The following is a 23,964-nucleotide window of genomic DNA, read 5'->3' as shown; positions in this document are numbered from 1 at the left end:
AATTCTCCTGGGTTGCAAAACAACGGACGGACGAATTCGGCGAGAGCTCGGCTAGCTGATGGTGGGTATCAGGAAGGGGTTGTGTTCTCTCGCCGAATCAGGAGGCGAGAGACCAGTCGGGACGGACCGGAACGTCGGAGACATGCGAGGCGAAACGCTCGTCGGGCGTCGCGCGCAACGGCTGGGCCGCACGCGCCACGGACTCCACCGGCTCGCTCAGCGCATCGGCGTGCTGGGCGTGGCCGAAATGGCAGACCGCGCAGTCGCCGACCACGGCGTTGGGCTGGGTGCTGGAGTTCTTCTGCGCGCCCTCGCCGCTGTGGCTGCGGTCGGTGCCGCGGGTTTCGCTTTCGTGGTGGCCCCAGTGATCGGGCCGGCTGTCTCGCTCATGCTGGCAATACGCCGATGCCGACGCCCAGCTGAACTGGAACGGCAGCAGGACGAGCATGAAGATGAGGAACCAGCGGCGCATGGAGGCAAAAAGTATATCGACGGTGTGTGCCGGGCTTTCCGGCAATGGCCCTGCGAACTGCAGGCCCGGCGCACTGTATGACACCCGGGCGGGGCTTTGTCCGTCAATAGGATTACCAAAACGTAACCCGCGTATGGAAAGTGCTTCGCTACCATCTGGCAATGCGAATCCTTGTCATCGAAGACGAGCCCAAGCTGGGCGACTACCTCAAAAAAGGCCTGGAGGAGAACGGTTACGTCGTGGACATCGCCCGCGACGGCATCGAAGGCAAGTACCTCGCCACGGAGGGCGATTACGCATTGATCCTGCTCGACGTGATGCTCCCCGGCATCGACGGCTTCGCCGTGCTGCAGGCCATCCGACGCACCAAGAACGTGCCTGTGCTGGTGCTCACGGCGCGCGACAAGGTCGAAGACCGCGTGCAGGGCCTGCAGCAGGGCGCCGACGATTACCTCGTCAAGCCCTTCTCCTTCTCCGAGCTGCTGGCGCGCGTGCAGGCGCTGCTGCGCCGGGGCAAGCCGCAGGAATCCACCGTGCTGCGGCTGGCCGACCTGGAGGTCGACCTCGTCAGCCGCAAGTGCATCCGCAACCGCACGCGGCTTGACCTGACGGCCAAGGAATTCACGCTGCTGCTGGTGCTGCTGCGCCGGCGCGGGCAGATCCTCTCGCGCACCACGCTCGCCGAGCAGGTGTGGGACATGAACTTCGACAGCGACACCAACGTGGTGGAAGTGGCCATCCGTCGCCTGCGCAGCAAGCTCGACGACCCGTTCGAGGTGAAGCTGCTGCACACGGTGCGCGGCATGGGCTACGTGCTGGAAGACCGCTCCTGGTCATGAGCTGTCCTCCAGGCTTGCCCGCTTCGTGTGGCCTCCTTCCTCCTCGCCGGGGGCGATGCGCGCAGCCCGGCAAAGCCGGTTCCGCGGCATTCCACGAATGAGCCCCCGGCCCCAATCCCTCCAAAGCCGACTATCGCTCTGGTTCGCCGCGCAGACCCTGTTCGGGCTCAGCGTGATCTGCTTCGCCATCTACCTCGTCACGGCCTGGAACTTCGGGCAGAAGCAGGAGGAAGAGCTCGACCACAAGGCAGTGCTCGTGCAGCACCTGCTGACCGAGGCCGAGAAAGGCGGTGACCTCGCCTTCCTGCGGCACAAGCTCGAAGACTTCTTCTCCATGCAGGACGACGTGAGGCTGTCGATCTCGGCCGGCGGCAGGCAGCTCTTCGAATCGAGGCCCGCCGAGGGCGGCCGCTGGATGCTGCGCGACGTGGAAATACCCTGGACGCAGGCCGGCGCCACCACGCAGCTCTCGGTGCGCATCGGCGTGAACACCGCGCAGGAGATGCAGCTGCTGCGCCGGCTGGCCTGGACGCTGCTGGGTGCCGTGGTGCTGGGCACGGCGCTGGTGTCGCTCACGGGCATGTGGCTGGTAAGGCGGGGCCTGAAACCGCTGAAGACGCTCACCGAGCGCACAGCGGCCATGGCGCCCGACAAGGCCAACCAGCCCATCGACGCCGCGGCCTTCGCGGAAGAGCTTCGCCCCTGGATCACACAGTTCAACGCGCTGCTGCTGCGCGTGCAGCGCGCCTACGTGCAGCTCGAATCCTTCAACGCCGACGTGGCGCACGAGCTGCGCACGCCGCTGGCCAACCTGATCGGCTCCACCGAACTCGCGCTCACGCGGCCGCGCAGCAACGAGGAGCTGCAGACCGTGCTCGCGTCCAATCTCGAAGAGGTCGGGCGGCTCTCGGGCATCGTCACCGACATGCTGTTTCTCTCGCAGGCCGAGCGCGGCGCGCCGATGCGTAAGCGGGCGGTGACCAGCCTGGCGGCGCAGGCCGCCGACGTGATCGACTTCTACGACGCGATGCTGGAAGAAGCCGGCCTGCGCGCCGAGGTGCGCGGCGACGCCATGGCCGACGTCGATGCGGCACTGGTCCGGCGTGCGCTCTTCAACCTGCTGGGCAACGCGATCCGCTTCGCCGAGCCGGCTTCGACTATTCGCATCGAGATCGGAGAGGAAAACAGCGAAGAGTTCACCGTCGCGGTCGTCAACCGTGGCGCGCCGATCGACCCTGCCGCCCTGCCCCGCCTGTTCGAGCGTTTCTACCGCGCGGCGCAGGCCCGCGACGGCTCGACCCGGCACCACGGCCTGGGTTTGTCCATCGTGGAAGCCATCGCGCGCATGCACGGCGGGCGTGTGTTCGCGGCCAGCCACGGCGGCGAGACACGCATCGGCTTCACCGTGCGCAACAGCAACAACGGCGGCTAGGGCTTGGCGTGCGCGGCGTCGGCCGCGACTACCGCCTTGCGGCCGATGAAGAGATTGATCAGCGGCCCCGTCATGGCCGTGGTCACGAGCGCCATCACCAGCAGCATCGTGAACAGCTCGGGGCCGATCAGTCCTGCGTCGAGGCCGATCTTCATGACGATGAGCTCCATCAGCCCGCGCGCATTCATGAGCGAGCCGGTGGCCAGGCTGTCGCGCCAGCCGTAGCCCGCCATGCGCGCGCCGACCGCGCCGCCGGCGATCTTGCCCACGGTGGCGACGCCCACGATCAACAGCATTGCACCAAGGCTGGCGCCCGAGAAGGCATTGGCGGTGGTGCCCAGCCCCGCCAGCGCGAAGAAGAGCGGCATCAGCACGACGATGGAAATCGGCTCGATGCGCTCCGTGAGCGACTTCAGCAGCCGGTCGTCGCGCGGCAGGCAGGCGCCGAACAGGAAGGCGCCGAACACCGCGTGCAGGTGCAGCCACTCGGTGACCAGCGCCGTTGCCAGCAGGCCGAGCATCAGCGCCGCCATCACGGTGGTCGTGGGCTCGCCTTCGGGCGCCTTGGCGCGCAGCAGCCGTGCGAAGGCCGGCTTGAGCCCGAAGAACAGCGCCAGCAGCACCACCGCCATGCCCAGCGTGGTCTTCAGCAGGCCCTGGTAGCCCTCGCCCGCACCGACCAGCGCGACCACGAAGGCCAGGAGGATCCAGGCGAACACATCGACCACGGCCGCCGCACCCAGCGACAGCTGTCCGAAGGGCGTGCGCGTCATGCCTCGGTCCTTCAGGATGCGCGCCATCACGGGAAAGGCCGTGATCGACAGCGCCGCCGCGATGAACAGCGCGAAGGGCCAGAAGCCGACGCCTGCCGGCGCCAGCGTGGGATGCAGCGCCGGCGCAATGGCGATGCCCAGCGCCATCGGCACGACCACGCTCAGCACACCCACGTAGCCCGCCGAGCGAAGCTGCTCGCGCACGCCCTGCGAGGCCCGGAGTTCCAGGCCGACCACGAACATGAACAGCACCAGCCCCAGCGTCGAGAGCGAAGAGAGCCCCTGCAGCGACTCCTTCGAGAAGAGCTGCGCATGCAGCGAGGGAAACAGAGCGCCCATCACGACCGGCCCGAGCATCAGCCCCGCCGCCATCTCGCCGACCACGCCGGGCTGGCCCACATGCCGCAGCACCCATCCACACAGGCGCGCGGTCGCGAGGATCACGATGAGCTGCAGCAGGAGCGAAGTGACGGACATCTGGCAACGGGTCGGAGAGGAAATGCGGCCGATGTTAGTTTGAAGCAGCGTCACCGAGCCAGCGGTTCGCCCACTGGTTCAGAGGCGTGAGGCGCTTGACCAGCTCGCCGCCCGACTCGGTGAGCGCATAGCCCGCGTCGCCGAGCTCGACCACGCCGGCCGCGCGCAGCTCCTTGAGCCGGTCGTTCAACACCGAGGGCGACATGTCGTCCGTGCTCACGCGCAGCGCCCTGAAGCTCTGCGGCATGCCGTCGCGCAGCTCCCAGACGATGCGCAGCGTGCCCTTGCGGCCGAGCTGCTCCAGCAGCCGCATGATGGGTCGGCGCGATGCAGTGGGTTGTGCTTCTTCCATGCGTTGTCTCTCGGGTGATCGATGGCCGAGTGTACGCGCTTGCGCTACGCATTTCGTAGCGATAGACTCCGTTCGATCGCTACGCTTTCCGTAGCGATTTCAGTCCCCAGGTTTCAAGCCTTTCATCGAAGGAGCATCCCTTGATCGACGCAACCCCGACCCGCACGCCGCGAATCCCCCCGCTCGAAGCCCCCTACCCCGAGCCCATCGGCGGACTGCTCCAGCGCATGACGCCACCGCAGGCGCCCGAAATGCTGGCCCTGTTCCGCGTGATGGCGGTGAACCCGGGGCTGGCCGAGGCCACGCTCGGCCTGGGCCGCCACCTGCTGGGCCGCAAGGCGAGCATCAACCTGCGCGAACGCGAGATCGTGATCCTGCGCGTCTGCGCCCGCTGCGGCGCCGAATACGAATGGGGCGTGCACTGGACCGCCTTCGCCGACGCAGCCGGCCTGGGCGAGACGGAGCGGCGCGTGACGGCATCAGCGGACGGCGACCTCGCCCTGCTCGCACCGCGTGACCGGCTGCTGGTGTCGATGGTCGACCAGCTCCACGACACCGGCGACGTGGACGACACCCTTTGGGAGGCACTGAACGCACACTGGAGCCACGCCCAGCTGATCGAGCTGATGATGCTCGCGGGCTGGTATCACTCGGTGAGCTATGTGTGCAATGCGGCGCGCGTGCCGCTGGAGAAATGGGCTGCACGCTGGTGAAACAACGGCACATCGCGATGCGCTAACCTCCGCCAGTGGCGGGCATGCCCGCCGCGCGCAGAGGTCTCATTCGCCAAGCTACATACCCAAGGAGGGACATGCAGACACTTCTCAATATCGCGATCGGCTGGGCGCCGATGCTGCTCCTCATTGCCGTTTGGCTCTACCTCGTGCGCCGCACCGGCGGCATGAAGCAGTCGCAGTACTTCGACGAAATGCGCAACTACATGACAGCGCATATCGCCGAGACGAAGCGACTGAACGCCAACCTCGAACGCATTGCCTCCGTCCTCGAGGCCACCGCCGCAAAGCCCGGCAGCAACAACGGCTAGCAACTCACTTCGGCACGCGCATCAACCGCAACCCGTTCGCCACCACCAGCAGGCTGGCCCCCATGTCGGCGAACACCGCCATCCACATCGTCGCGCTGCCGAACACGGCGAGCACGAAGAACACGCCCTTGATACCGAGTGCCAGCGTGATGTTCTGCCACAGCACCGCATGCGCGCGGCGCGACAGGCGGATGGTTTCGGGAATGCGGCGCAGGTCGTCGTTCATGATGACCACGTCGGCCGCTTCCATCGCGGTGTCGGTGCCGGCGCCGCCCATCGCGAAGCCGATGTCGGCCTGCGCGAGCGCGGGGGCGTCGTTGATGCCGTCGCCGGTCATCGCGGCGGCGCCATAGCGCTGCTGCATCGCCTTGACGGCGTCGAGCTTCTCCTCGGGCAGCAGGTTGCCGCGCACGTCCTCGATGCCGGCGTGGGCGCCGATGGTCCTGGCGGTGGCGGTGTTGTCGCCGGTGAGCATCACGGGCACCACGCCTAGCGCCCGCAGTTCCGCCACTGCCGCCTGCGACGACTCCTTGATGGTGTCGGCAACCGCGAACAGCGCGAGCACGGCCTTTTCCGATGCCAGCAGCGTGACGGTGCGGCCCGCTTCCTCATGGCGCTTGAGCTCGGCTTCGAGCGACGGCGTGCACAGGCCACGCTCCTCGATCAGGCGGTGGTTGCCCAGCACATAGGACTGCCCCGCGTGCGTGGCCTGCACGCCGCGCCCGGGCAGCGCGGTGAAGTCGGCAACTTCGTCCTGTCCGCCCTTCAGACCTTCGGCGATGGCCTTCGACACGGGGTGGTCGGAGCGGCCCGCGATGCTGGCGGCAACGGCAAACACGGCCGCTTCATTGTTTGCATCGCCGATCAGCGACGACTCCACCAGCTTCGGCTTGCCTTCGGTGATGGTGCCAGTCTTGTCGAGCGCGACGGCCTTGAGCTTGCGCGCCTCCTCCAGGTACGTGCCGCCCTTGATCAGAATGCCGCGCCGCGCGGCCGAGGCCAGCGCGCTCACCACCGTGACCGGCGTGGAGATCACCAGCGCACACGGGCAGGCGATGACCAGCAACACCAGCGCCTTGTAGATGGACTGCATCCATGTCCAGTCCATGAAGAACGGCGCGAACACTGCGATGGCCAGTGCCAGCACGAACACGGTGGGCGTGTAGATGGAAGCGAACTTGTCGACGAAACGCTGCGTGGGCGCGCGCGAGCCCTGGGCCTCCTCGACCGCATGGATGATGCGCGCGAGCGTGGTGTTGGACGCCACGGCCGTCACGCGGAACTCCAGCGCGGCGGTCTGGTTGATGGTGCCCGCGAACACCGGGTCGCCGATGGTCTTGTCGACCGGAATGCTCTCGCCCGTGACTGGCGCCTGGTCGATGGCGCTGGTGCCTTCGGTGACGACGCCGTCCAGCGGCACGCGCTCGCCGGGGCGGATGCGTGCGACGGCGCCCAGTTCGACCGCGTTGGCCATCACGGTCTTCCAGCTGCCGTCGGCCTGCTTGACTTCAGCCTGCTCGGGCGCGAGCGCCAGCAGGCTCTGGATGGCGTTGCGCGCGCGGTCCACGGCGCGGGCTTCGATGAGCTCGGCGATCGCGTAGAGCGCCATCACCATCGCGGCCTCCGGCCACTGGCCGATGATGAAGGCGCCGGTGACGGCCACGGCCATCAGGGCGTTGATGTTCAGGCGCCCGCGCACCAGCGCCGCAAAGCCCTTCTTGTAGGTGTCGAGGCCCGCGAGGCCGATGGCGCCCAGCGCCAGCAGCATGCCGGCCGCCATGAAGCCCTTGCCCTCGAGCCCCATGAAGGAGATCGACTCGGCCGCGATGGCCAGCACCAGCGCGGCGACCAGCCGGGCCAGGCCCGTGCTCATGCCCGCGATGCGCGCGGGTGCGGCGGCAGCTTGGGCGCCTGCGGTGTCGCCCAGGGGTTCAGGCTTGAAGCCGGCCTTGCGGATGGCGGCAAGCGCCTCGGGCAGCGCGCCTTCGTCGGTAGTGATGGCCATGGTGCGCTCGCCGAGCCGGAAGCGCAGGGCCTTGACGCCCGCGACGGGCTCGAGCGCGCGGCGGATTTCCGATTCTTCGGTCGCGCAGTCCATGGTGGGAATGCGAAAGAGCAAGGCGCCCTTGGGCACATCGCCAAGGTCGGGCGCCAGCGGGATCGCGCCGTGGCTGCTGCTGCACCCGCAGCACGCGTCGGCGGCCTCGGCCTTCGGCTGCTCGTGCGCATGGTCGTGGCCGTGTCCCTCTTCGTGCGCATGCGAATGCGGGTGCGGATGGGAGTGCCCATGCGCGTGCGGCACGGGCTGCTTCAGGGCGTTCTGGTTCGTCATGGAATCGATTGGAAACCCTGAAGCAGGTGTAGAGTCAAACGCTTATTTCCACTCGTTCATTTGCCGCATCATGAAAATCGGTGAACTGGCCAAGGTCGCGAACACGCCTGTCGAAACCATCCGGTACTACGAGCGCGAGCAACTGCTGCCCGAGCCCGCGCGCACCGACGGCAACTACCGCATCTACGACGAAGACCATGCCCAGCGCCTGGGTTTCATCCGCCGCTGCCGCTCGCTGGACATGACGCTCGACGAGATCCGCAGCCTGCTGAAATTCCGCGACGCGCCCCAGGAAGACTGCGGCGAGGTCAACCAGCTGCTGGACGACCACATCGGCCACGTGGCCGCGCGCATCGCCGAGCTGAAGACGCTCGAGAAGCAATTGAAGGCGCTGCGCCAGCAATGCTGCGGCCCCGAATCGGCGAATGCCTGCGGCATCCTGCAGGAGCTGGACACCACCGCTCTCGCGCCCGAAACCTTCGGCCAGCACGCGGGCCACGTGCATGGCTCGCTGCACGGTACCGGAGCAAAACGCTCGGCCTGACTGAAAGACCGAAAGACACCGCGCAGGCACGACGCTACACTCCCTGCCCGATATGGCCCGCCGGCATTCCCTCCATCGCTGCCTGACCGCGTTTCTCGTGGTCATGTCTCTGCTGTTCTCGCAGCTGGCATTGGCGAGCTATGTCTGCCCGAGCCTGCCGGACACGAACTCGATGGCCGAAATGATGGCAACGGGCGCCCCATGCGAAGGCATGGACATGGCCCAGCCGGTACTGTGCTTCCAGCACGCTGCCGACATGTCGCTCTCCTTCGAGCCCGTGAAGCTGGCCACTCCCTCGTTGCCCGCCATCGTGCAGGTCGTGGTCATGCCGCTGGTGCTGGCATCGGAAGGCCATGCCGTTCCACGGCAGGCCGTGCCCGAGCGGCAGCATCCGCCGCCCGATCCCGTCTTTCTCTCCACGCTCAGACTCCGAGTCTGAAATCTCCGTCGACTGACTGGTGCTGGCGCGGCTCGTCCGCCTGCCAGCGATCACCTCGTTCGTCTGCGGAGTTTTCATGTCCATTCTTTTCCCGCGCGCGGCCGTGCTGGCCGTCGCGCTGCTGCCGTACCTTGCGACGGCGGCCCCCCTGTCCCTTGAAGAAGCGCTGGCCATTGCGGTCAAGCGCTCCGAATCCACCCGTGCCGCCCGTGCCGGCGCCTTGAGCGCCACAGAGGCGGCCCATTCCGCCGCCCAGCTTCCCGACCCCACGCTGCGCGTCGGCATCGACAACCTGCCCGCGACCGGCCCCGACCGCTTTCGCACGACTCGCGACTCGATGACGATGAAGCGCATCGGCATCAGCCAGGAATGGCTGTCCGCCGACAAGCGCGCCGCACGGCAGGCCGCTGCCGATGCGGCGGTCGGCCGCGAGACGGTGCTGGTGCAAGCGGCAGCGGCCGACACCCGCCGGCAGACCGCGCTCGCCTACATCGACGCCTTCTATGCCAATGAAAGCCTGAAGCTCGCCAAGCTCATGGAGCACCATGCGCACGAAGAGCTGGAGGCATCGCGTGCGCGCCTGTCCTCGGCCACGGGGAACAGCCAGGAGGCGCTGGCGCTGGCCAGCGCGAGAGGCACGTCCGAGGACGAGACGGCCGACGTCCTGCAGCAGCAAGGCGCGGCAGGCGCCGCCTTCCAGCGGTGGGTCGGCGTTATGCCCGACGAGCTGCAGCCGCCCGGCGCCATCGCACTGCCGACTGAAGAGGCCTACGTGGCCGCGCACCCCACTGTCTCAGCGATGCAGCGCGATCTCGAAGTGGCAAGGCGGACAGCGGCCGTCACCGCGTCCGACCGCAAGCCCAACTGGACCTGGGAGATCGCCTACGGCCAGCGCACCGGCTATTCCGACATGGTGTCGGTGGGCGTGAGCATTCCCCTGCCCGTCGCGCCCGGCGAACGGCAGGACCGCGACACGGCAGCCAAGCTGGCGCTGGTCGAGAAGGCCGAAGCCGATCTGGCCGAAGCGAGCCGGGCAGCGACCGCCGAGTACCGATCACTGCGCAGCGACGCGCAACGCCTGGAGCAGCGCATCGACCGCTACCGCACCGGCGTCGTCGTGCCTGCAGGCCAGAGAACGGCCGCGGCGACGGCTTCCTATAGCTCCGGCCAGGGCAGCCTCGTCTCCCTGTTCGAGGCGCGCCACGCCGAAGTCGAGGCGCAACGCAAGCTGCTGACGCTGCAGCGCGACCTTGCCAAGACCCAAATCCAACTGGCCTTCCGGCCGCTCACTGCCGAGGTGGCGCAATGAACAGAACCCGCATGATCGGCACCTCGCTGCTGGCCGCCCTGCTGCTCGCCACGAGCGCCTTCTACCTGGGCCGCAAGACGGTGCAGCCCGCCGATACGGCAGCCACCACATCGGCGGCCGACGGCCGCAAGGTCCTCTACTGGCACGACCCCATGGTGCCCGGCCAGCGCTTCGACAAGCCCGGCAAGTCGCCGTTCATGGACATGCAGCTTGTGCCCATGTATGCGGACAGCGCCACTGGCGCGGCCAACGGGGGCGGCGTACAGGTGAGCCCCACGGTCCAGCAGAACCTCGGCATCCGGTATGCCAACGTGCGACGGGCGGAAACTTCCACGTCCTTCGACGCGGTCGGCACCGTTCAATTCGACGAGCGGCTCAACGTCGCCGTGCAGACGCGCGTCGCCGGCTATGTCGAGCGCCTGTCGGTACGCGCGCCCATGGAGCGCGTGCGCAAGGGCCAGGCACTGGCGACCGTGTTCGCGCCGGAGTGGCTTGGGCCGCAGAACGAGTTTCTCGCGCTCAGGCGATCGGGCGTGGCCCCGGAACTCGTCGCGGCGGCTCGTGACCGCATGCGTGCCATGTCCATTCCCGACGAACTCGTCCGCCGCAGCGAGGAAAGCGGCACGGCGCAGGCGCGCTATGTGCTCTCCGCACCGTCCGACGGCGTGGTGGCCGAACTGGGCGTGCGCGAAGGCGTCGCCGTCACGCCGGGCATGACGCTGTTCCGCATCGCGGGCCTGGAGAAGGTGTGGGCCGTGGCCGAGATTCCGGAAGCACAAGCAGTGCGGCTCGTGCGCGGCCAGAAGGTGAAGGCGATGCTCCAGGCTGACGCGGCCCGCTCCTTCAATGGAACGCTCGACGAGATCCTTCCCGAGGTGAGCGGCTCGACGCGCACGTTGAAGGCCCGCTTCGAAGTCGACAACAAGAACGGCGGGCTCACGCCCGGCATGCTGCTGCGACTGCAGGTGGCCGGCCCCACGAGTACACGCCTGGTCGTACCGTCCGAAGCCGTCATCCGCACCGGCAAGCGCGCCGTCGTCATCGTGCGCAAGGCCGATGGCACATTTGAGCCACGCGACGTGTCGCTGGGCGCAGACCAGGGCGACGACACCGAAGTCGTCTCGGGCCTGAGCGAAGGCGACCAGGTCGTCGCCAGCGGCCAGTTCCTGATCGACTCGGAAGCCCGGCTGCGCTCGGTGCTCGGCAACATGGCGGCTTCGGAACCCGCAGCCACGCCGGCCGCGACGCTCCACAAGGCGGAAGGCAAGGTCGAGAGCGTGGCGCCCGATGGCATCACGATCTCGCACGGGCCCGTCGCAACGCTGAAGTGGCCGTCCATGACGATGGGCTTCGCGAAGGCGTCGCCGGATGCCTTCGCGGACATCAAGCCCGGCGACCGGGTCCGCTTCGAGTTCAAGGAAGGCGGCCCCACGGGCTATGAGCTGGTCTCCATCGAACGTGCGGAACGGGGCGCCAAGCAATGATCGCCGCCCTCATCCGCTGGTCGGTCGGCAACCGCTTCCTGGTGCTGATCGCGACCGTGTTCCTCGTGGCCGCGGGCTGGTGGTCCGTCGCCCGCACGCCGCTCGACGCGCTGCCCGATCTGTCGGACACGCAGGTCATCATCCGCACGCCTTTCCCCGGCAAGGCACCGCAGGTGGTCGAGGACCTCGTCACCTATCCGCTGACCACCACCATGCTCAGCGTGCCGGGCGCGAAGACGGTGCGCGGCTACTCGTTCTTCGGCGATTCCTTCGTCTACGTGCTGTTCGACGACAAGACCGACCCGTACTGGGCGCGCTCCCGGGTCGTCGAATATCTCAACCAGGTGCAGAGCAGGCTTCCCGCCGGCGCGAATGCCTCGCTGGGCCCCGATGCAACCGGCGTGGGATGGGTCTACGAGTACGCGCTGGTCGACCGCTCCGGCGCGCGCGACATCGGCCAGCTGCGCGCGCTGAACGACTGGTTCCTCAAGTTCGAGCTCAAGACGGTGCCCGACGTGGCCGAGGTCGCCAGCATCGGCGGCATGGTCCGCCAGTACCAGGTGGTGCTCGATCCCGACCGTATGCGCGCGCTCGGCATCACGCAGCAGACGGTGGTGGAGGCGCTGCAGAAGGCCAACCAGGCTTCGGGCGGCTCGGTCGTCGAGTTCGCCGAGGCCGAGTACATGGTGCGCTCGCGCGGCTACCTGCGTTCGCTGGAAGACTTCCGCAGCATTCCGCTTTCTGTGACGGGCGCCACGCCCGTGCTGCTGCGCGACGTGGCTACGGTGCAAGTCGGCCCCGAGATGCGCCGCGGCATCGCCGAGCTGGACGGTGAAGGCGAAGTGGCCGGCGGCGTGATCGTCATGCGCTCCGGCAAGAACGCCCGCTCGACCATCGAGGCCGTCAAGGCCAAGCTCGAAACGCTCAAGCCCAGCCTGCCGCCGGGCGTGGAGATCGTGCCCACCTACGACCGCTCGCTGCTGATCGACCGTGCCGTGGAAAACCTGCGCGGCAAGCTGGTCGAGGAGTTCGTCGTGGTGGCGCTGGTCTGCGCGGTCTTCCTGTTCCACCTGCGCTCGGCGCTCGTGGCGGTGGTGGCGTTGCCGGTCGGCGTGCTTGCGGCGTTCATCGTCATGCATTGGCAGGGCGTCAACGCCAACATCATGTCGCTGGGCGGCATCGCGATCGCCATCGGCGCGATGGTGGACGGTGCCATCGTGATGGTCGAGAACGTGCACAAGCACATCGAGGCTTTCGAGACGACGCAGGGCCGGCAGCCCACGGCAACGGAGCGGTGGCGACTGGTCGCCGACGCGTCGGTGGAAGTGGGGCCGGCGCTCTTCTTCTCGCTGCTGGTGATCACGCTGTCCTTCGTGCCGGTGTTCTCGCTCGAGGCGCAGGAGGGCCGGCTGTTCTCGCCGTTGGCCTTCACCAAGACCTACGCGATGGCGGCTGCGGCCGGCCTCTCGGTGACGCTGATCCCGGTGCTCATGGGCTACCTGATACGCGGGCGCATCCCGCACGAGGAGACCAACCCGGTCAACCGCTTCCTGATGGCGGCGTACCGGCCGGCGCTGGAACTGGTGCTGCGCTTTCCCAAGGGAACGCTCGCCGTTGCCGCGCTGCTGCTCGCGCTGACCGCCGTGCCACTGAGCCGGCTCGGCGGCGAATTCATGCCGCCGCTGGACGAAGGCGACCTGCTCTACATGCCGTCCGCGCTACCGGGGCTGTCGGTGTCGAAGGCCTCCCAGCTACTGCAGCAGACAGATCGGCTGATCAAGACCGTGCCGGAAGTCGCCCGCGTTTTCGGCAAGGCTGGCCGCGCCGACACCGCGACCGACCCTGCGCCGCTGGAGATGTTCGAGACCACCATCCAGTTCAAGCCCAGGTCGCAATGGCGCGAGGGCATGACGCCGGACAGGCTGGTCGAGGAACTGGACCGCGCCGTCAAGGTGCCGGGCCTCACCAACGTGTGGGTGCCGCCCATCCGCAATCGCATCGACATGCTGGCCACGGGCATCAAGAGCCCGGTGGGCATCAAGGTGGCGGGTGCGGACCTGGCCACCATCGATTCGCTGACCACGCGGATCGAGGCGGCGGTCAAGGGCGTGCCCGGCGTTTCGTCGGCGCTGGCGGAGCGGCTCACGGGCGGGCGCTACATCGACGTCGATGTCGACCGGCTCGCGGCGGCGCGCTACGGACTCTCGGTGGCGGACGTGCAGGCCGTGGTGTCGACGGCCATCGGCGGCGACAACGTCGGCGAGGTCATCCAGGGCCGCGAGCGCTACCCGATCAACGTGCGCTACCCGCGCGAGATCCGCGATTCGCTGGAGCGGCTGCGGCAGCTGCCCTTCGTGACCGACAAGGGCGCCCAACTGCTGCTGGGCGACGTCGCGCGCATCGCCGTCGTGGACGGCCCGCCGATGCTGCGCAGCGAGAACGCGCGGCTGTCGGGCTGGATCTACGTCGACGTGCGCGGCCGCGACCTGCGCTCGGCCGTCAACGACATGCAGGCGGCGGTCGACAAGGCCGTGAAGATGCCCGCGGGCTATGCGGTGTCGTGGTCAGGCCAGTTCGAGTACCTGGAGCGCGCGACCGAGCGGCTGAAGCTGGTGGTGCCGGTCACGCTGGCGGTGATCTTCGTGCTGCTGTACCTGCTCTTCAGGTCGTTCGTCGACGCGGCCCTCGTCATGGCTGCCGTGCCGTTCTCTCTCATCGGCGGCTTCTGGCTGATCTGGGCGCTGGGCCACTCGATCTCGGTGGCCACTGCGGTCGGCTTCATCGCGCTGGCCGGCGTGGCGGCCGAGTTCGGCGTGGTGATGCTGGTCTACCTGAAGAACGCGCTGGCGCGGCGCCTCGAGTCCGGCGAGCCGATGAACGACGAAACCCTGCTTGCTGCGATCCGCGAAGGCGCGGTGCTGCGCGTGCGGCCCAAGGCCATGACCGTGGCCGTCGTGATGGCCGGGCTGCTGCCCATCCTGTGGGGCAGCGGCACGGGCTCGGAGGTGATGACCCGCATCGCCGCGCCCATGGTGGGCGGCATGGTCACCGCGCCGCTGCTGAGCATGCTCGTCGTTCCCGCCGCCTGGTACCTGCTGCGCCGCCGTGGCCGTGCGGCGCGGCCTCTTGTTTCCCCAACCCCCAACCAAGGAGCTACCCAATGAAACCCGTGCATTCCCTCGTATTCGTGCTGCTCGCCGCATCGGCCGCCGTCGCGCAGGCGCAGATGTCGAAGGACGACATGTCGTCCATGAAGATGCCTGCGCCAAGCCAGCAGGCGGGCGTCATGATGACCGATGCGGTCGTCCAGAAGATCGACCCCGCCAAGGGCCTGGTCGTGCTCAAGCACGGCGACATCCCCAACCTCGCCATGCCGGCCATGACCATGGGCTTCGACGTGGCCGACAGGAAAATGCTCGACGCGCTGAAGCCCGGCGACAAGGTCCGGTTCCATGTGGAGGTCGTGAAGGGCAAGCCGACCGTGACGCAGATGGAAACAGCCCGCTGAGGCCCGCCGAGGGGGCCGTCCGCTACTTGCCGATGAGCTGCGTGAGCTTGTCGGCCTCGAAGCTCTCGTCGCGAGCGGCGTCGCCCGGCACGCAGTCCTTGCTGCCGGGCTGGGCCGACAGCTTCTCGATGGCCTGCCACAGCAGCGCGATCTGGTGTTCCTGGCCCGAGGCGTTGTCGATCAGGCCGCGCAGCGCCTGGCTCAGCGGGTCGTCGTTCTGCGTCACGCCGTAGGCCGAGAAGCCCATGCGCGAGGCGGTTTCCTCGCGCCGCGCGGCCGCTTCGGCCTCGATGATGCGCGCCGGGTTGCCCACCGCCGTGGCGCCCGCGGGCACCGGCTTGGTGACCACCGCGTTCGAGCCCACCTTGGCGCCGTCGCCCACCACGAAGCCGCCGAGCACCTTGGCGCCCGCGCCAACCACCACGTTGCGCCCCAGCGTCGGGTGCCGCTTCTCGCCCTTGTAGAGCGAGGTGCCGCCCAGCGTCACGCCCTGGTAGATGGTGCAGCCGTCGCCGATCTCGGCCGTCTCGCCCACGACGACGCCCATGGCGTGGTCGAAGAACACGCGCTCGCCGATCTTGGCCGCGGGGTGGATCTCGATGCCGGTGAGCCAGCGGGCCCAGTGCGCGATGAAGCGGGCGGGCCACTTGAAGCCATGGGTCCAACAGGCGTGCGCCCAGCGATGCAGCACCACGGCATGGAAGCCGGGGTAGACCGTGATCACTTCCCAGGCGCTGCGGGCGGCCGGGTCGCGTTCGAGGATGCACCGGATGTCGGCGCGCAGTCTGGAGAACATCGCTGCCTTATGCCTTCTGTCTGTTGTCGTTATATCGATAGGGGCCGGGCAGTCTAAAGCCGGGTGTCTTCGCGTACGGACGATGGGGTTTTAGTCAATCCGTCAGGAGCCAGCGCCGCCCTTGGGCGGACGCGTGGCATCGCTCATGGCCTTGGCAATCCCGCGCAGGATGTGGATTTCCTCCGGCGTGGGCTGCGCCCGGTTGAAGAGCTGCTGCAGCCTCGGCATGAGCTTCTTGGGCGCCTCGGGATCGAGGAAGCCGATTTCCACCAGGGAACGCTCCCAGTGGTCGAGCATGCCGGCCACGGCCTGCGCATCGGCCGCCTGCACGGGGTTGATGGCCTCGCGAACCTCGTAGCCGCCGAGCGCCAGCCGCCATTCGTAGGCGATCACCTGGATCGCCGCGCCCAGGTTGAGCGAGCCGAACTTCGGGTCGGTGGGGATGCTCAGGGCCACGTTGCAGCGGTAGACGTCCTCGTTCCGCATGCCGAAACGCTCGGAACCGAACAGGAATGCCACGTGCTGGTCGCCTTGCTTTACCAGGGGTTCCAGGTGCTCCCGCGGCGTGCGGGTGGGCGGGCCGAAGTCGCGCGGGATCATGGCCGTGGCGCACATGTGGGTCACGCCGTCGAGGGCCTCGTCGAGCGTCTCGACGATGCGGGCGTTGGCCAGCACGTCGAGCGCGCCGCTCGCGCGCTGGATGGTTTCCTCCCGCCGCAGCACGTTGGCCCAGCGCGGCGCCACCAGCACCAGGTCGGAAAAACCCATGGTCTTCATGGCGCGGGCGGCGGCGCCCACATTGCCGGCGTGGCTGGTCTGGATCAGGATGAAACGGGTGCGCATGAGGGGTTTGGAGACACTAACGGGCGGAGCCGGTAAAATCCCCCGATTCTCGCCGCCCGCATCGCCGGGCCGTCTCCGGGGCCTTCCCCACCGTTCTTCCCACAATCCAATGTCGTCCCCCAACCTGCATCCCATGCTCAACGTGGCCGTCAAGGCCGCACGCGCCGCCGGCGCAATCATCAATCGTGCCGCCCTCGACGTCGAGGCCGTGCGCATCTCCCAGAAGCAGGTCAACGACTTCGTCACCGAAGTCGATCACGCCAGCGAGCAAGCGATCATCGAGACGCTGCTCGGCGCGTACCCGGGGCACGGCATCCTGGCGGAAGAATCCGGCACCCAGTACGGCGCCAAGGACTCCGACTACGTCTGGATCATCGATCCGCTCGACGGCACCACCAATTTCATCCACGGCTTCCCGGTCTACTGCGTGTCCATCGCGCTGTCGGTGCGCGGCAAGATCGAGCAGGCCGTGGTCTACGACCCCACCCGCAACGACCTGTTCACCGCCACCAAGGGCCGCGGCGCCTACATGAACGAGCGCCGCATCCGCGTCTCGAAGCGCACGCGCCTCAACGAGTGCCTGATCTCCACCGGCTTCCCCTTCCGCACCGGCGACAACTTCAAGCAGTACCTGGCCATCATGGCGGACATGATGCCCCGCGCCGCCGGCCTGCGCCGCCCCGGCGCCGCCGCGCTCGACCTGGCCTACGTGGCTGCCGGCTTCACCGACGCCTTCTTCGAGACCGGCCTGAACCCCTGGGACGTGGCCGCCGGCTCGCTGCTGGTCACCGAGGCCGGCGGCCTGATCGGCAACTTCACGGGCGAGCCCGAGTTCATCGACCAGCGCGAATGCCTGGCCGGCGCCCCGCGCGTATACGGCCAGCTGGTGCCGCTGCTCGCCAAGTACTCCAAGTTCGCCAACGTGGACGACAAGCTGCGCGCCAGCGACCGCGTGCGCGCCGTGTCGGCGTCCACCAAGTCGAGCGCGGCCGACGCCTCGGTCGATCTCTACGCGCGCAGCACGGTGGTCGACTTCGCCGACGAAACGGCCGAAGGCGCCGCTCCCGCCGTGGCCGCGGCTCCCGCCCCCCGCAAGCTCACGCGCGTGCGCCGCGAAGCGCCCACCAACGGCATGCCCCCCGAGGGCAACTCCTCCGCCAAGTGACGATGCTGGGGCCCAGCAACGCAGCGCCCCGGGTCCGTGCCGCTCTGCGCATCGCGCTGAGCCACTACGTCGCGAGCGGGCTCACCGTCGCGCTGGGCCTGCTGTTCATCTCGGGCGGGGTCCATCTCTGGCTGGGCACCCTCGCGGCCTCGGCCGCCGCCACCGGCGTGATCGTCACCGCGCCGCCCGACCTGCCCGGCCCGCGCCGCGGCAAGTTCTTCCAGATGCTGCCGGCGCCGCTCATCGGCCTGCCGCTCTTCTTCGCCGTGCAGATGCTGCACAGCGCACCGATCCGCCTCGGGCTGCTGCTGGTGCCGGCCACCTTCGTCGCCTTCCTGGCCATGGCCTGGGGCAAGCGGGGCATCCCGATCGCCATCGCGGTGATGTTCTCGATGGTGTTCTCCATGGCCACGCCGCCGCCCTCCGGCATGGCCGACGCGATCGAGCGCACCTGGCACTTCGGCATTGGCGCGGGCCTGTACGTGATCTGGGCCACGCTCGCCAACCTGGCGCTCAACGGGCGCTTCCGCACCCAGTCGGTGGCCGACGTGCTGTATTCGCTAGCTGCGCTCATGCGCACCGAGGCCAGCCAGTTCCTGCCGCAGGACGAGACCCGCGACGTGCGCGACACCCCCGCGCCCATGCTCGGCCAGCTGCTGCGCGAGCAGGCTGCGCTGGCCGACCAGCTGCAGGCCACGCGCGACATCGTGCTCGAATCGCCGCGCACGCCACGCCGCCAGCGCCTGGCCGCCATGCTGGTGATCGTGCTCGAGATGCGCGACCAGCTGCTGGCCAGCGAGCTCGACCTCGACACCCTGCGCGCCCACCCCGCGCATGCCGACGCGCTCATCGAGATGCGCCGAGTGCTTGAAGAGCTTTCCGACGAGACCATCGCGCTTGCCGACGCCCTCATGATGGGCCGCCACCCCGACGCCGTGGCCGATCGCCGTCCGCGCCTCGCGGCCATCCACGTCTCGGCGGACGACAGCACCGCCAGCGGCGGCCACATCGGCCCCACCGCCGCCATGCTCGCGCGCGGGCTGGCCAGCCGCATCGGCCACATCAACGACGAGGTGCTGCGCCTGTCGGCCATGGCACGCGGCGACGCCGAGCCCAACCTCGCCGTGGTGCGCGCCAACTGGCAGCTCTTCGTGAGCCCCACCGACTGGTCGCTGCGCCCCTTCTTCACGCTGTGGAGCTGGGACCAGCCGCCGCTGCGCCACGCCATCCGCGCCGCGCTGGCCATCGCGGCCGGCTACGCCATCGCGGTGTCGATGCCCTGGGGCTCGCACGACTACTGGATCCTGCTGACCATCGTGGTCGTTCTGCGCGGCAGCCTCTCGCAGACGCTGGAGCGGCGCAACGCGCGCGTGGCCGGCACGCTGCTGGGCTGCGTGCTCGCGGTGGGGCTGCTGTCGGCGCACCCGTCGGCGCTGGCGCTGCTGGTCATCGTGACGGTGGCGCAGGCCATCGCGCACAGCTTCGCGGTGCGGCGCTACCTCATCACCGCAGTGGCCGCCACCGTGCTCGGCCTGGTGCAGGCCCACATGCTGAACGTGGGCGTGGCGCCGATCTTCGCGCTGTTCGAGCGCATCGCCGACACGCTGATCGGCGCGGCGCTGGCCTGGGGCTTCTGCTACGTGCTGCCCTCGTGGGAGCGTACGCAGATCCCGGCGCTGGTCTCGCGCGTGCTCACCGCGCAGGCACGGCATGCGCGGCTCGCACTCGGCCTCGGCCAGCTCAAGGCCATCGACAGCAGCCCCGAGCTCGAATGGCGCCTCGCGCGCCGCGAGGCCTACGACAGCCTCTCGGCGCTGGTGCAGGCGACGCAGCGCTCGCTCTCGGAGCCGCGCGCGGTGCAGCCGCCGCTGGAGCCGCTCGAGCACCTGCAGGCCCACAGCTACCAGCTTCTCGCGCAGCTCAGCGCCGTGAAGTCGATGCTGGTGCTGCGCCGAGACCGCCTCACGCCGGCTGAGGTCGAAGGCCCCATCAGCCGCACCGCGCAACGCATCGAGGCGGCCATCGGAACTATTCCCACCACCGGTCCCTCCCACCCCGAGAGCGCCGGTTCGACCACGGTCGGCGGCCCGATCCCCCTGCCCGACCCGTTCGACAACGACATCAGCCCCTGGCTGCTTCGCAGGCTCGACCTGGCAACGGCACTCGCCACGCAGCTGCGCGACGACGCGGCGCGCATTCTTCAACCTCTGAACGAGACAACAGAACAAGCGAAGACGACCACCGCCTGATGACCAAAGAGATACTCGCCCACCCCTGGTTCGGCACATGGGTTGCCATCCTCGTCGCCATTCCGCTCGCTCTCCTGGCTCACCGCATCGGCGGCCTTGTGCTGAAGCGCATCACCCGTCCCGCGCCCGCGGTGCACGCGATGGTGCTCAACTGCAATGCGCCGGCGCGGCTGGTACTGCCGCTGGTGGCGCTGCTGCTCATCCTCCAGGCCGCGCCGGAAGACCTGCGCTTCATCGGCAACTTGCGCCATCTGAACGGCCTGCTGCTCATCGCAGCCACCACCTGGCTCACGGTGAAGGCCATCAGCGGTTTCGCCGACGGCGTGCTCGCGCAGAACCCTTCCGACATCGCCGACAACCTGCAGGCCCGCCGCGTGCTCACGCAGACCCGCGTGCTGGCGCGCACCGCCATGTCGGTGGTCATCGTGGCCGGCGGCGCGATGATGCTCATGACCTTTCCGGGCGCGCGCCAGGTGGGCGCAAGCCTGCTGGCTTCGGCGGGCGTGATCGGCATCGTGGCCGGTCTCGCGGCCAAGCCGGTGTTCAGCAACCTCATCGCCGGCCTGCAGATCGCGCTGGCGCAGCCGATCCGCATCGACGACGTGCTGGTGGTCGAGGGCGAATGGGGCCGCGTCGAGGAAATCACCGGCACCTTCGTGGTCGTGAAGATCTGGGACGAGCGCCGGCTGATCCTGCCGCTCACCTACTTCATCGAGAAGCCGTTCCAGAACTGGACGCGGCATTCGGCACAGCTGCTGGGCGCCGTGTTCATCTACGTCGACTACGGCATGCCGCTCGCGCCACTGCGCGAGGAAGTCGAGCGCATCGTGAAGGCCGCGCCCGAGTGGGACGGCCGCTTCTTCAACCTGCGGGTCACCGACGCGACAGAGCGCACCATGCAGATCCGCGTGCTGTGCACGGCCGCCACCTCGGGCCTGACCTTCGACCTGCGCTGCAGCGTGCGCGAAGGGCTCATCGACTTCATGCAGCGCGAGTACCCGCAATTCCTGCCGAAGATGCGCATCTCGGCCGACAACTTCGCGGAACGCGAGCTGCAGCACCAACCGCAAGGGCAGGCCCCGGCCTGACGCGGCCTTGAAGCCAGTCCCCGGCCCACGCCACTCCGCGCTCACCCGGGGCCTGCTGTACGCCTTCGCGCTGCTGTGCCTGGTGCTGGGGCTCATCGGCGTGGTCGTGCCGGGCATGCCGACCACGGTGTTCATCCTGATGGCCGCCTGGGCCGCGGCGCGCAGCTCGCCCAGGCTGCACGCCTGGCTGCTGAACCACCGCCTCTTCGGCCCGCTGCTGCACAACTGGGCCAACGGCCGCACCGTGAGCCGCCGCGCCAAGTGGAGCGCGACCATCACGATGGCGGCATGCGCCGTGATCGTGTCGTTCACCGCGCACCGCGCATGGCTCGCCTCGCTGGCCATCGGGTGCATGGCCTGCGTGCTGGCGTGGCTGTGGTCGCGGCCGCTGCCTCCGCCGCCTTAAGCCTGGCGTTCCGGGTCAGGCGCGGTCACGGCGCGCGCCGGAATCGGCACCGACATCACGATCGAAGTGCGTGTCTCGCCCAGGTGGTTGATGCTGCTCACGAAGGCTTCGAGGTGCTCGATGTCGCGCGCCACCACCTTCAGCACGTACGAGTCCTGCCCCGTCACGTGGAAGCATTCGAGCACCTCGCTCCTGCCCTCGAGCAGCTTCAGCAGCCGCGCCTTGTCGGGCTGCGGCGTGGTCATGCCGACCAGCGCCATCACCGTGTAGCCCGCCTTGCGCGGCGGCACCACTGCGCGATAGCCGGCCAGCACGCCGGATTCTTCCAGCCGCTTCATGCGCTCCGAGGTCGAGGGCACCGACAGGCCCACCTGCCGCGCCAGGGCGGTGAGCGAGGTGCGCGCATCGGCCTGGAGCACTTCGAGGATCTGCCAGTTCTTGCTGTCGATTTCCATGGATTTCAGGCTCCGGCGATTGATTCGCCTTGAATTTCAGGCAAGAGGTGCATTCCGCCTGAGCTTCGCCATTTTCTTCAGGCGAAGAGGTAAAGACAATTTACAAATGGACTCTACCCTCTTCCTCAAGGCCCTCGTCATCGGCCTCTCCATTGCCGCGCCGGTCGGCCCCATCGGCCTGCTTTGCATCCAGCGCACCCTCGCGCACGGCCGCACCATCGGCTTTCTCAGCGGGCTGGGCGCCGCGCTGGCCGACGCCTGCTATGGCGCCATCGGCGCGCTGGGCGTGTCTGCCGTCATCGCGTCGATGGTGGCGGCACGGGTGCCGCTGGCGCTGGCCGGCGCGGCCTTCCTGGCATGGATGGGCGTTCAGCTGCTTCGCGCGCCGGTCGCCACGCAGGCCCGTCAGGCCGCGGACGCCACCACGCCGCTGAAGGCCACGCTGTCGGTCTTCCTGCTGACGCTGGCGAACCCGATGACGATCCTGTCCTTCGTCGCGGTGTTCGCCACCATCTCGACCGGCCACACCGGCGGCGGTATTCCGGCCGCGACGATGGTGCTCGGCGTGTTCCTTGGCTCCGCGCTGTGGTGGCTCGGGCTCTCGACGCTGGTGTCGTCGGTGCGGCACAAGCTGAGCGCCAAGACCATGCAGTCGATCAACCGGCTCTCGGGCGCGATCCTGCTGGCCTTCGCCGTCTATCAGCTCTCGACGCTGCTGCCGCGCTGAGCCTGTGCGGCCGGCTTGCGGCGCATCGGCGGAAGCTCCAGGTTCGTGAACGCGCGCAGCAGCCATTCGACCGGCCCGTAGACGAAACGGCCCAGCCACCAGCGGCTCAGCACGAGCTGCGCCGCGAAGATGACGAAAGCTATGCCCGTGGCGGCGAGCGGCCCCATGGTGCCGATCCAGCGCAGTCCGTAGGCCAGGAAGAGCCAAGCGCAAATCAGCGACTGCATCAGGTAGTTGGTCAGCGCCATGCGGCCCGCCGGCGCCAGCACGCCTTCGAGCACGCGACCGCGCGGCGTCATCATCAGCAGCACGAGCCCGGCCGCATAGGCTGCCGTAAGGAACGGTGCCGTCAGCAACGTAGCCGCGAGCCCGTAGAGCTCCCTGACCGTGTTGTCCAGCCGGATCGACGGGAAGGCATACACGGCCGCTCCCGGTACCCCGATGACCAGTCCCCACAGCAACATGCGCCGGAACAGCGGCCGGTACGCATCGGCATTCACGAAAAGCTCGCGCCGCCCCGCGATGAAGCCCGCGAAGAACATCGCCAGCGCGGTAGGCGCCTGCACCAGCCCGGTGATCCACCAGATCTGCGACAGCTCGCGCAGGTGCTGCACGATCACCGTGAGTGGCGTTCCCCGGTACGCAGCCAGCGCGGCGACCGCGTCCGCATAGGCGGTGCGCGTATCCGACGGAATGCCCGCCTTCTCCAGCAGAAGGCCGATGCCCGCCCACAGCAGCGAAGTGGCCAGCACCAGCCCGATGGCGCAGCGCGCCATGAAAACATCGCCGCGCCGCCGCAGCACAAGCAGCACCGCACCCAGCACCGCGTAGGTGGTGAGGATGTCGCCGTGGTACAGCACCACGGCATGCACCAGCCCCAGCACCCACAACCCCACCAGCCGCCGCCCCATGCGCGGCGCGAAAGCCTTGCCTTCGCGCTCGGCCGATTGCATCTGCAGCGTGAAGCTGTAGCCGAAGAGGAACGAGAACAGCAGGTAGAACTTGGTCTCGAAGACCAGCGTGCGCACGAGCAAGGCGGCACGCTCGAGCACCGACTGCGCCATCGGGTCCGGGATGCCCACGCCGTAGTAGGTCGAGGAAAAGCTCGCGATGTTCACCACGAGGATGCCGAGCAGCGCGAAGCCGCGCAGGGCATCGACCAGCGACTGGCGCTCGCGGCCTCGCGCGGCTCCGGGCTGCGCCGGGAGATTCGGTAACGACGACATGTT

23 protein-coding genes are annotated in these 23,964 nt (G+C 68.5%); 15 read left to right on the top strand and 8 right to left on the bottom strand.

Annotated features, from left to right (window positions below; translation table 11 throughout):
• Positions 1-97 precede the first annotated feature (97 nt).
• Positions 98-472 carry a cation efflux protein, CzcI family gene (czcI, locus tag EJO71_RS16040; RefSeq protein WP_125950068.1) on the bottom strand — a complete coding sequence of 125 codons (375 nt, stop codon included), beginning with the start codon at positions 470-472 and terminating at the stop codon, positions 98-100.
• A gap of 161 nt (positions 473-633) precedes the next feature.
• Between czcI and EJO71_RS16035 the strand changes: the two genes are divergently transcribed.
• Positions 634-1,311 (top strand): heavy metal response regulator transcription factor, encoded by a 678-nt coding sequence (locus tag EJO71_RS16035; RefSeq protein ID WP_125950069.1) that lies wholly within the window; start codon positions 634-636, stop codon positions 1,309-1,311.
• A gap of 97 nt (positions 1,312-1,408) precedes the next feature.
• On the top strand, positions 1,409-2,743 hold the full coding sequence (locus tag EJO71_RS16030; RefSeq protein WP_125950070.1) for a heavy metal sensor histidine kinase: 1,335 nt from the start codon (positions 1,409-1,411) through the stop codon (positions 2,741-2,743).
• Here the strand turns inward: EJO71_RS16030 and EJO71_RS16025 are convergent.
• Positions 2,740-3,993 carry a cation:proton antiporter gene (locus EJO71_RS16025; RefSeq protein ID WP_125950071.1) on the bottom strand — a complete coding sequence of 418 codons (1,254 nt, stop codon included), beginning with the start codon at positions 3,991-3,993 and terminating at the stop codon, positions 2,740-2,742. The genes EJO71_RS16030 and EJO71_RS16025 overlap by 4 nt on opposite strands.
• Before the next feature lie 34 nt (positions 3,994-4,027).
• The gene (locus EJO71_RS16020; protein WP_125950072.1) at positions 4,028-4,345 is read right to left on the bottom strand and encodes a helix-turn-helix domain-containing protein; all 318 of its coding nucleotides are present in this window, start codon (positions 4,343-4,345) and stop codon (positions 4,028-4,030) included.
• A gap of 140 nt (positions 4,346-4,485) precedes the next feature.
• Between EJO71_RS16020 and EJO71_RS16015 the strand changes: the two genes are divergently transcribed.
• Both EJO71_RS16015 and EJO71_RS16010 read left to right on the top strand, forming a co-directional pair.
• Complete coding sequence (locus tag EJO71_RS16015; protein ID WP_125950073.1) at positions 4,486-5,058, top strand: carboxymuconolactone decarboxylase family protein; 573 nt, start codon at positions 4,486-4,488, stop codon at positions 5,056-5,058.
• A 98-nt stretch (positions 5,059-5,156) separates the two neighbouring features.
• A complete protein-coding gene (locus tag EJO71_RS16010; RefSeq protein ID WP_125950074.1) occupies positions 5,157-5,390 on the top strand; it encodes a hypothetical protein in 234 nt (77 codons plus the stop codon).
• 4 nt (positions 5,391-5,394) lie between these two features.
• Here the strand turns inward: EJO71_RS16010 and EJO71_RS16005 are convergent, their stop codons facing one another.
• Entirely contained in the window at positions 5,395-7,722 is a 2,328-nt protein-coding gene (locus tag EJO71_RS16005; RefSeq protein ID WP_125950075.1) for a heavy metal translocating P-type ATPase, read from the bottom strand.
• A gap of 70 nt (positions 7,723-7,792) precedes the next feature.
• On the opposite strand from EJO71_RS16005, the gene cadR reads away from it, so the two are divergent.
• From cadR to EJO71_RS15975, 6 genes are all read left to right on the top strand, one after another.
• Positions 7,793-8,266, top strand: coding sequence for a Cd(II)/Pb(II)-responsive transcriptional regulator (gene cadR / locus EJO71_RS16000; RefSeq protein ID WP_125950076.1), 474 nt, complete (start codon positions 7,793-7,795; stop codon positions 8,264-8,266).
• 103 nt (positions 8,267-8,369) lie between these two features.
• Positions 8,370-8,705, top strand: a complete 336-nt coding sequence (locus EJO71_RS15995) for a hypothetical protein (protein ID WP_240651440.1) — start codon at positions 8,370-8,372, stop codon at positions 8,703-8,705.
• A gap of 76 nt (positions 8,706-8,781) precedes the next feature.
• Positions 8,782-10,014, top strand: a complete 1,233-nt coding sequence (locus EJO71_RS15990; protein ID WP_125950078.1) for a TolC family protein — start codon at positions 8,782-8,784, stop codon at positions 10,012-10,014.
• Positions 10,011-11,498 carry an efflux RND transporter periplasmic adaptor subunit gene (locus EJO71_RS15985; protein ID WP_125950079.1) on the top strand — a complete coding sequence of 496 codons (1,488 nt, stop codon included), beginning with the start codon at positions 10,011-10,013 and terminating at the stop codon, positions 11,496-11,498. The genes EJO71_RS15990 and EJO71_RS15985 overlap by 4 nt, the downstream gene beginning before the upstream one ends.
• Entirely contained in the window at positions 11,495-14,662 is a 3,168-nt protein-coding gene (locus EJO71_RS15980; RefSeq protein ID WP_125950080.1) for an efflux RND transporter permease subunit, read from the top strand. The genes EJO71_RS15985 and EJO71_RS15980 overlap by 4 nt, the downstream gene beginning before the upstream one ends.
• Entirely contained in the window at positions 14,659-15,006 is a 348-nt protein-coding gene (locus tag EJO71_RS15975) for a copper-binding protein (RefSeq protein WP_240651441.1), read from the top strand. The genes EJO71_RS15980 and EJO71_RS15975 overlap by 4 nt, the downstream gene beginning before the upstream one ends.
• Before the next feature lie 22 nt (positions 15,007-15,028).
• On the opposite strand, the gene cysE is transcribed toward EJO71_RS15975, so the two are convergent.
• Positions 15,029-15,835, bottom strand: coding sequence for a serine O-acetyltransferase (cysE, locus tag EJO71_RS15970; RefSeq protein ID WP_346428058.1), 807 nt, complete (start codon positions 15,833-15,835; stop codon positions 15,029-15,031).
• A gap of 69 nt (positions 15,836-15,904) precedes the next feature.
• Complete coding sequence (locus EJO71_RS15965; protein WP_125950082.1) at positions 15,905-16,645, bottom strand: RNA methyltransferase; 741 nt, start codon at positions 16,643-16,645, stop codon at positions 15,905-15,907.
• Between the two features lie 109 nt (positions 16,646-16,754).
• Between EJO71_RS15965 and EJO71_RS15960 the strand changes: the two genes are divergently transcribed.
• The 4 genes from EJO71_RS15960 to EJO71_RS15945 are packed head-to-tail and all read left to right on the top strand — an operon-like array spanning position 16,755 to position 21,553.
• Positions 16,755-17,810: an inositol monophosphatase family protein gene (locus EJO71_RS15960; RefSeq protein WP_125950083.1), complete on the top strand. Its 1,056-nt coding sequence runs from the start codon at positions 16,755-16,757 to the stop codon at positions 17,808-17,810.
• A 2-nt stretch (positions 17,811-17,812) separates the two neighbouring features.
• Positions 17,813-20,059: an FUSC family membrane protein gene (locus tag EJO71_RS15955; protein ID WP_125950084.1), complete on the top strand. Its 2,247-nt coding sequence runs from the start codon at positions 17,813-17,815 to the stop codon at positions 20,057-20,059.
• The gene (locus EJO71_RS15950; RefSeq protein WP_125950085.1) at positions 20,059-21,147 is read left to right on the top strand and encodes a mechanosensitive ion channel domain-containing protein; all 1,089 of its coding nucleotides are present in this window, start codon (positions 20,059-20,061) and stop codon (positions 21,145-21,147) included. Before EJO71_RS15955 ends, EJO71_RS15950 begins: the two co-directional genes overlap by 1 nt.
• A gap of 7 nt (positions 21,148-21,154) precedes the next feature.
• Positions 21,155-21,553 (top strand): YbaN family protein, encoded by a 399-nt coding sequence (locus EJO71_RS15945; RefSeq protein WP_125950086.1) that lies wholly within the window; start codon positions 21,155-21,157, stop codon positions 21,551-21,553.
• Here the strand turns inward: EJO71_RS15945 and EJO71_RS15940 are convergent.
• On the bottom strand, positions 21,550-22,008 hold the full coding sequence (locus EJO71_RS15940) for an Lrp/AsnC family transcriptional regulator (RefSeq protein WP_125950087.1): 459 nt from the start codon (positions 22,006-22,008) through the stop codon (positions 21,550-21,552). The genes EJO71_RS15945 and EJO71_RS15940 overlap by 4 nt on opposite strands.
• A gap of 106 nt (positions 22,009-22,114) precedes the next feature.
• Here EJO71_RS15940 and EJO71_RS15935 point away from each other — a divergent pair, with 106 nt between their 5' ends.
• The gene (locus EJO71_RS15935) at positions 22,115-22,735 is read left to right on the top strand and encodes a LysE family transporter (protein WP_125950088.1); all 621 of its coding nucleotides are present in this window, start codon (positions 22,115-22,117) and stop codon (positions 22,733-22,735) included.
• Here EJO71_RS15935 and EJO71_RS15930 read toward each other — a convergent pair.
• Positions 22,708-23,961, bottom strand: a complete 1,254-nt coding sequence (locus tag EJO71_RS15930; protein WP_125950131.1) for a DUF418 domain-containing protein — start codon at positions 23,959-23,961, stop codon at positions 22,708-22,710. The two genes, EJO71_RS15935 and EJO71_RS15930, sit on opposite strands and share 28 nt — an antisense overlap.
• Positions 23,962-23,964 lie beyond the last annotated feature (3 nt).

Source organism: Variovorax sp. 679 (assembly GCF_003952185.1).
Classification (GTDB): domain Bacteria; phylum Pseudomonadota; class Gammaproteobacteria; order Burkholderiales; family Burkholderiaceae_C; genus Variovorax.
This window is presented reverse-complemented; position numbering and strand designations above follow the sequence as displayed.

Bases quoted from the DNA above. Each gene is read 5' to 3' on its own strand.
- czcI (WP_125950068.1), bottom strand. From the start codon at position 472: ATGCGCCGCTGGTTCCTCATCTTCATGCTCGTCCTGCTGCCGTTCCAG.
- EJO71_RS16035 (WP_125950069.1), top strand. From the start codon at position 634: ATGCGAATCCTTGTCATCGAAGACGAGCCCAAGCTGGGCGACTACCTC.
- EJO71_RS16030 (WP_125950070.1), top strand. From the start codon at position 1,409: ATGAGCCCCCGGCCCCAATCCCTCCAAAGCCGACTATCGCTCTGGTTC.
- EJO71_RS16025 (WP_125950071.1), bottom strand. From the start codon at position 3,993: ATGTCCGTCACTTCGCTCCTGCTGCAGCTCATCGTGATCCTCGCGACC.
- EJO71_RS16020 (WP_125950072.1), bottom strand. From the start codon at position 4,345: ATGGAAGAAGCACAACCCACTGCATCGCGCCGACCCATCATGCGGCTG.
- EJO71_RS16010 (WP_125950074.1), top strand. From the start codon at position 5,157: ATGCAGACACTTCTCAATATCGCGATCGGCTGGGCGCCGATGCTGCTC.
- EJO71_RS16005 (WP_125950075.1), bottom strand. From the start codon at position 7,722: ATGACGAACCAGAACGCCCTGAAGCAGCCCGTGCCGCACGCGCATGGG.
- cadR (WP_125950076.1), top strand. From the start codon at position 7,793: ATGAAAATCGGTGAACTGGCCAAGGTCGCGAACACGCCTGTCGAAACC.
- EJO71_RS15995 (WP_240651440.1), top strand. From the start codon at position 8,370: ATGTCTCTGCTGTTCTCGCAGCTGGCATTGGCGAGCTATGTCTGCCCG.
- EJO71_RS15990 (WP_125950078.1), top strand. From the start codon at position 8,782: ATGTCCATTCTTTTCCCGCGCGCGGCCGTGCTGGCCGTCGCGCTGCTG.
- EJO71_RS15985 (WP_125950079.1), top strand. From the start codon at position 10,011: ATGAACAGAACCCGCATGATCGGCACCTCGCTGCTGGCCGCCCTGCTG.
- EJO71_RS15980 (WP_125950080.1), top strand. From the start codon at position 11,495: ATGATCGCCGCCCTCATCCGCTGGTCGGTCGGCAACCGCTTCCTGGTG.
- EJO71_RS15975 (WP_240651441.1), top strand. From the start codon at position 14,659: ATGAAACCCGTGCATTCCCTCGTATTCGTGCTGCTCGCCGCATCGGCC.
- EJO71_RS15965 (WP_125950082.1), bottom strand. From the start codon at position 16,645: ATGCGCACCCGTTTCATCCTGATCCAGACCAGCCACGCCGGCAATGTG.
- EJO71_RS15960 (WP_125950083.1), top strand. From the start codon at position 16,755: ATGTCGTCCCCCAACCTGCATCCCATGCTCAACGTGGCCGTCAAGGCC.
- EJO71_RS15955 (WP_125950084.1), top strand. From the start codon at position 17,813: ATGCTGGGGCCCAGCAACGCAGCGCCCCGGGTCCGTGCCGCTCTGCGC.
- EJO71_RS15950 (WP_125950085.1), top strand. From the start codon at position 20,059: ATGACCAAAGAGATACTCGCCCACCCCTGGTTCGGCACATGGGTTGCC.
- EJO71_RS15940 (WP_125950087.1), bottom strand. From the start codon at position 22,008: ATGGAAATCGACAGCAAGAACTGGCAGATCCTCGAAGTGCTCCAGGCC.
- EJO71_RS15935 (WP_125950088.1), top strand. From the start codon at position 22,115: ATGGACTCTACCCTCTTCCTCAAGGCCCTCGTCATCGGCCTCTCCATT.
- EJO71_RS15930 (WP_125950131.1), bottom strand. From the start codon at position 23,961: ATGTCGTCGTTACCGAATCTCCCGGCGCAGCCCGGAGCCGCGCGAGGC.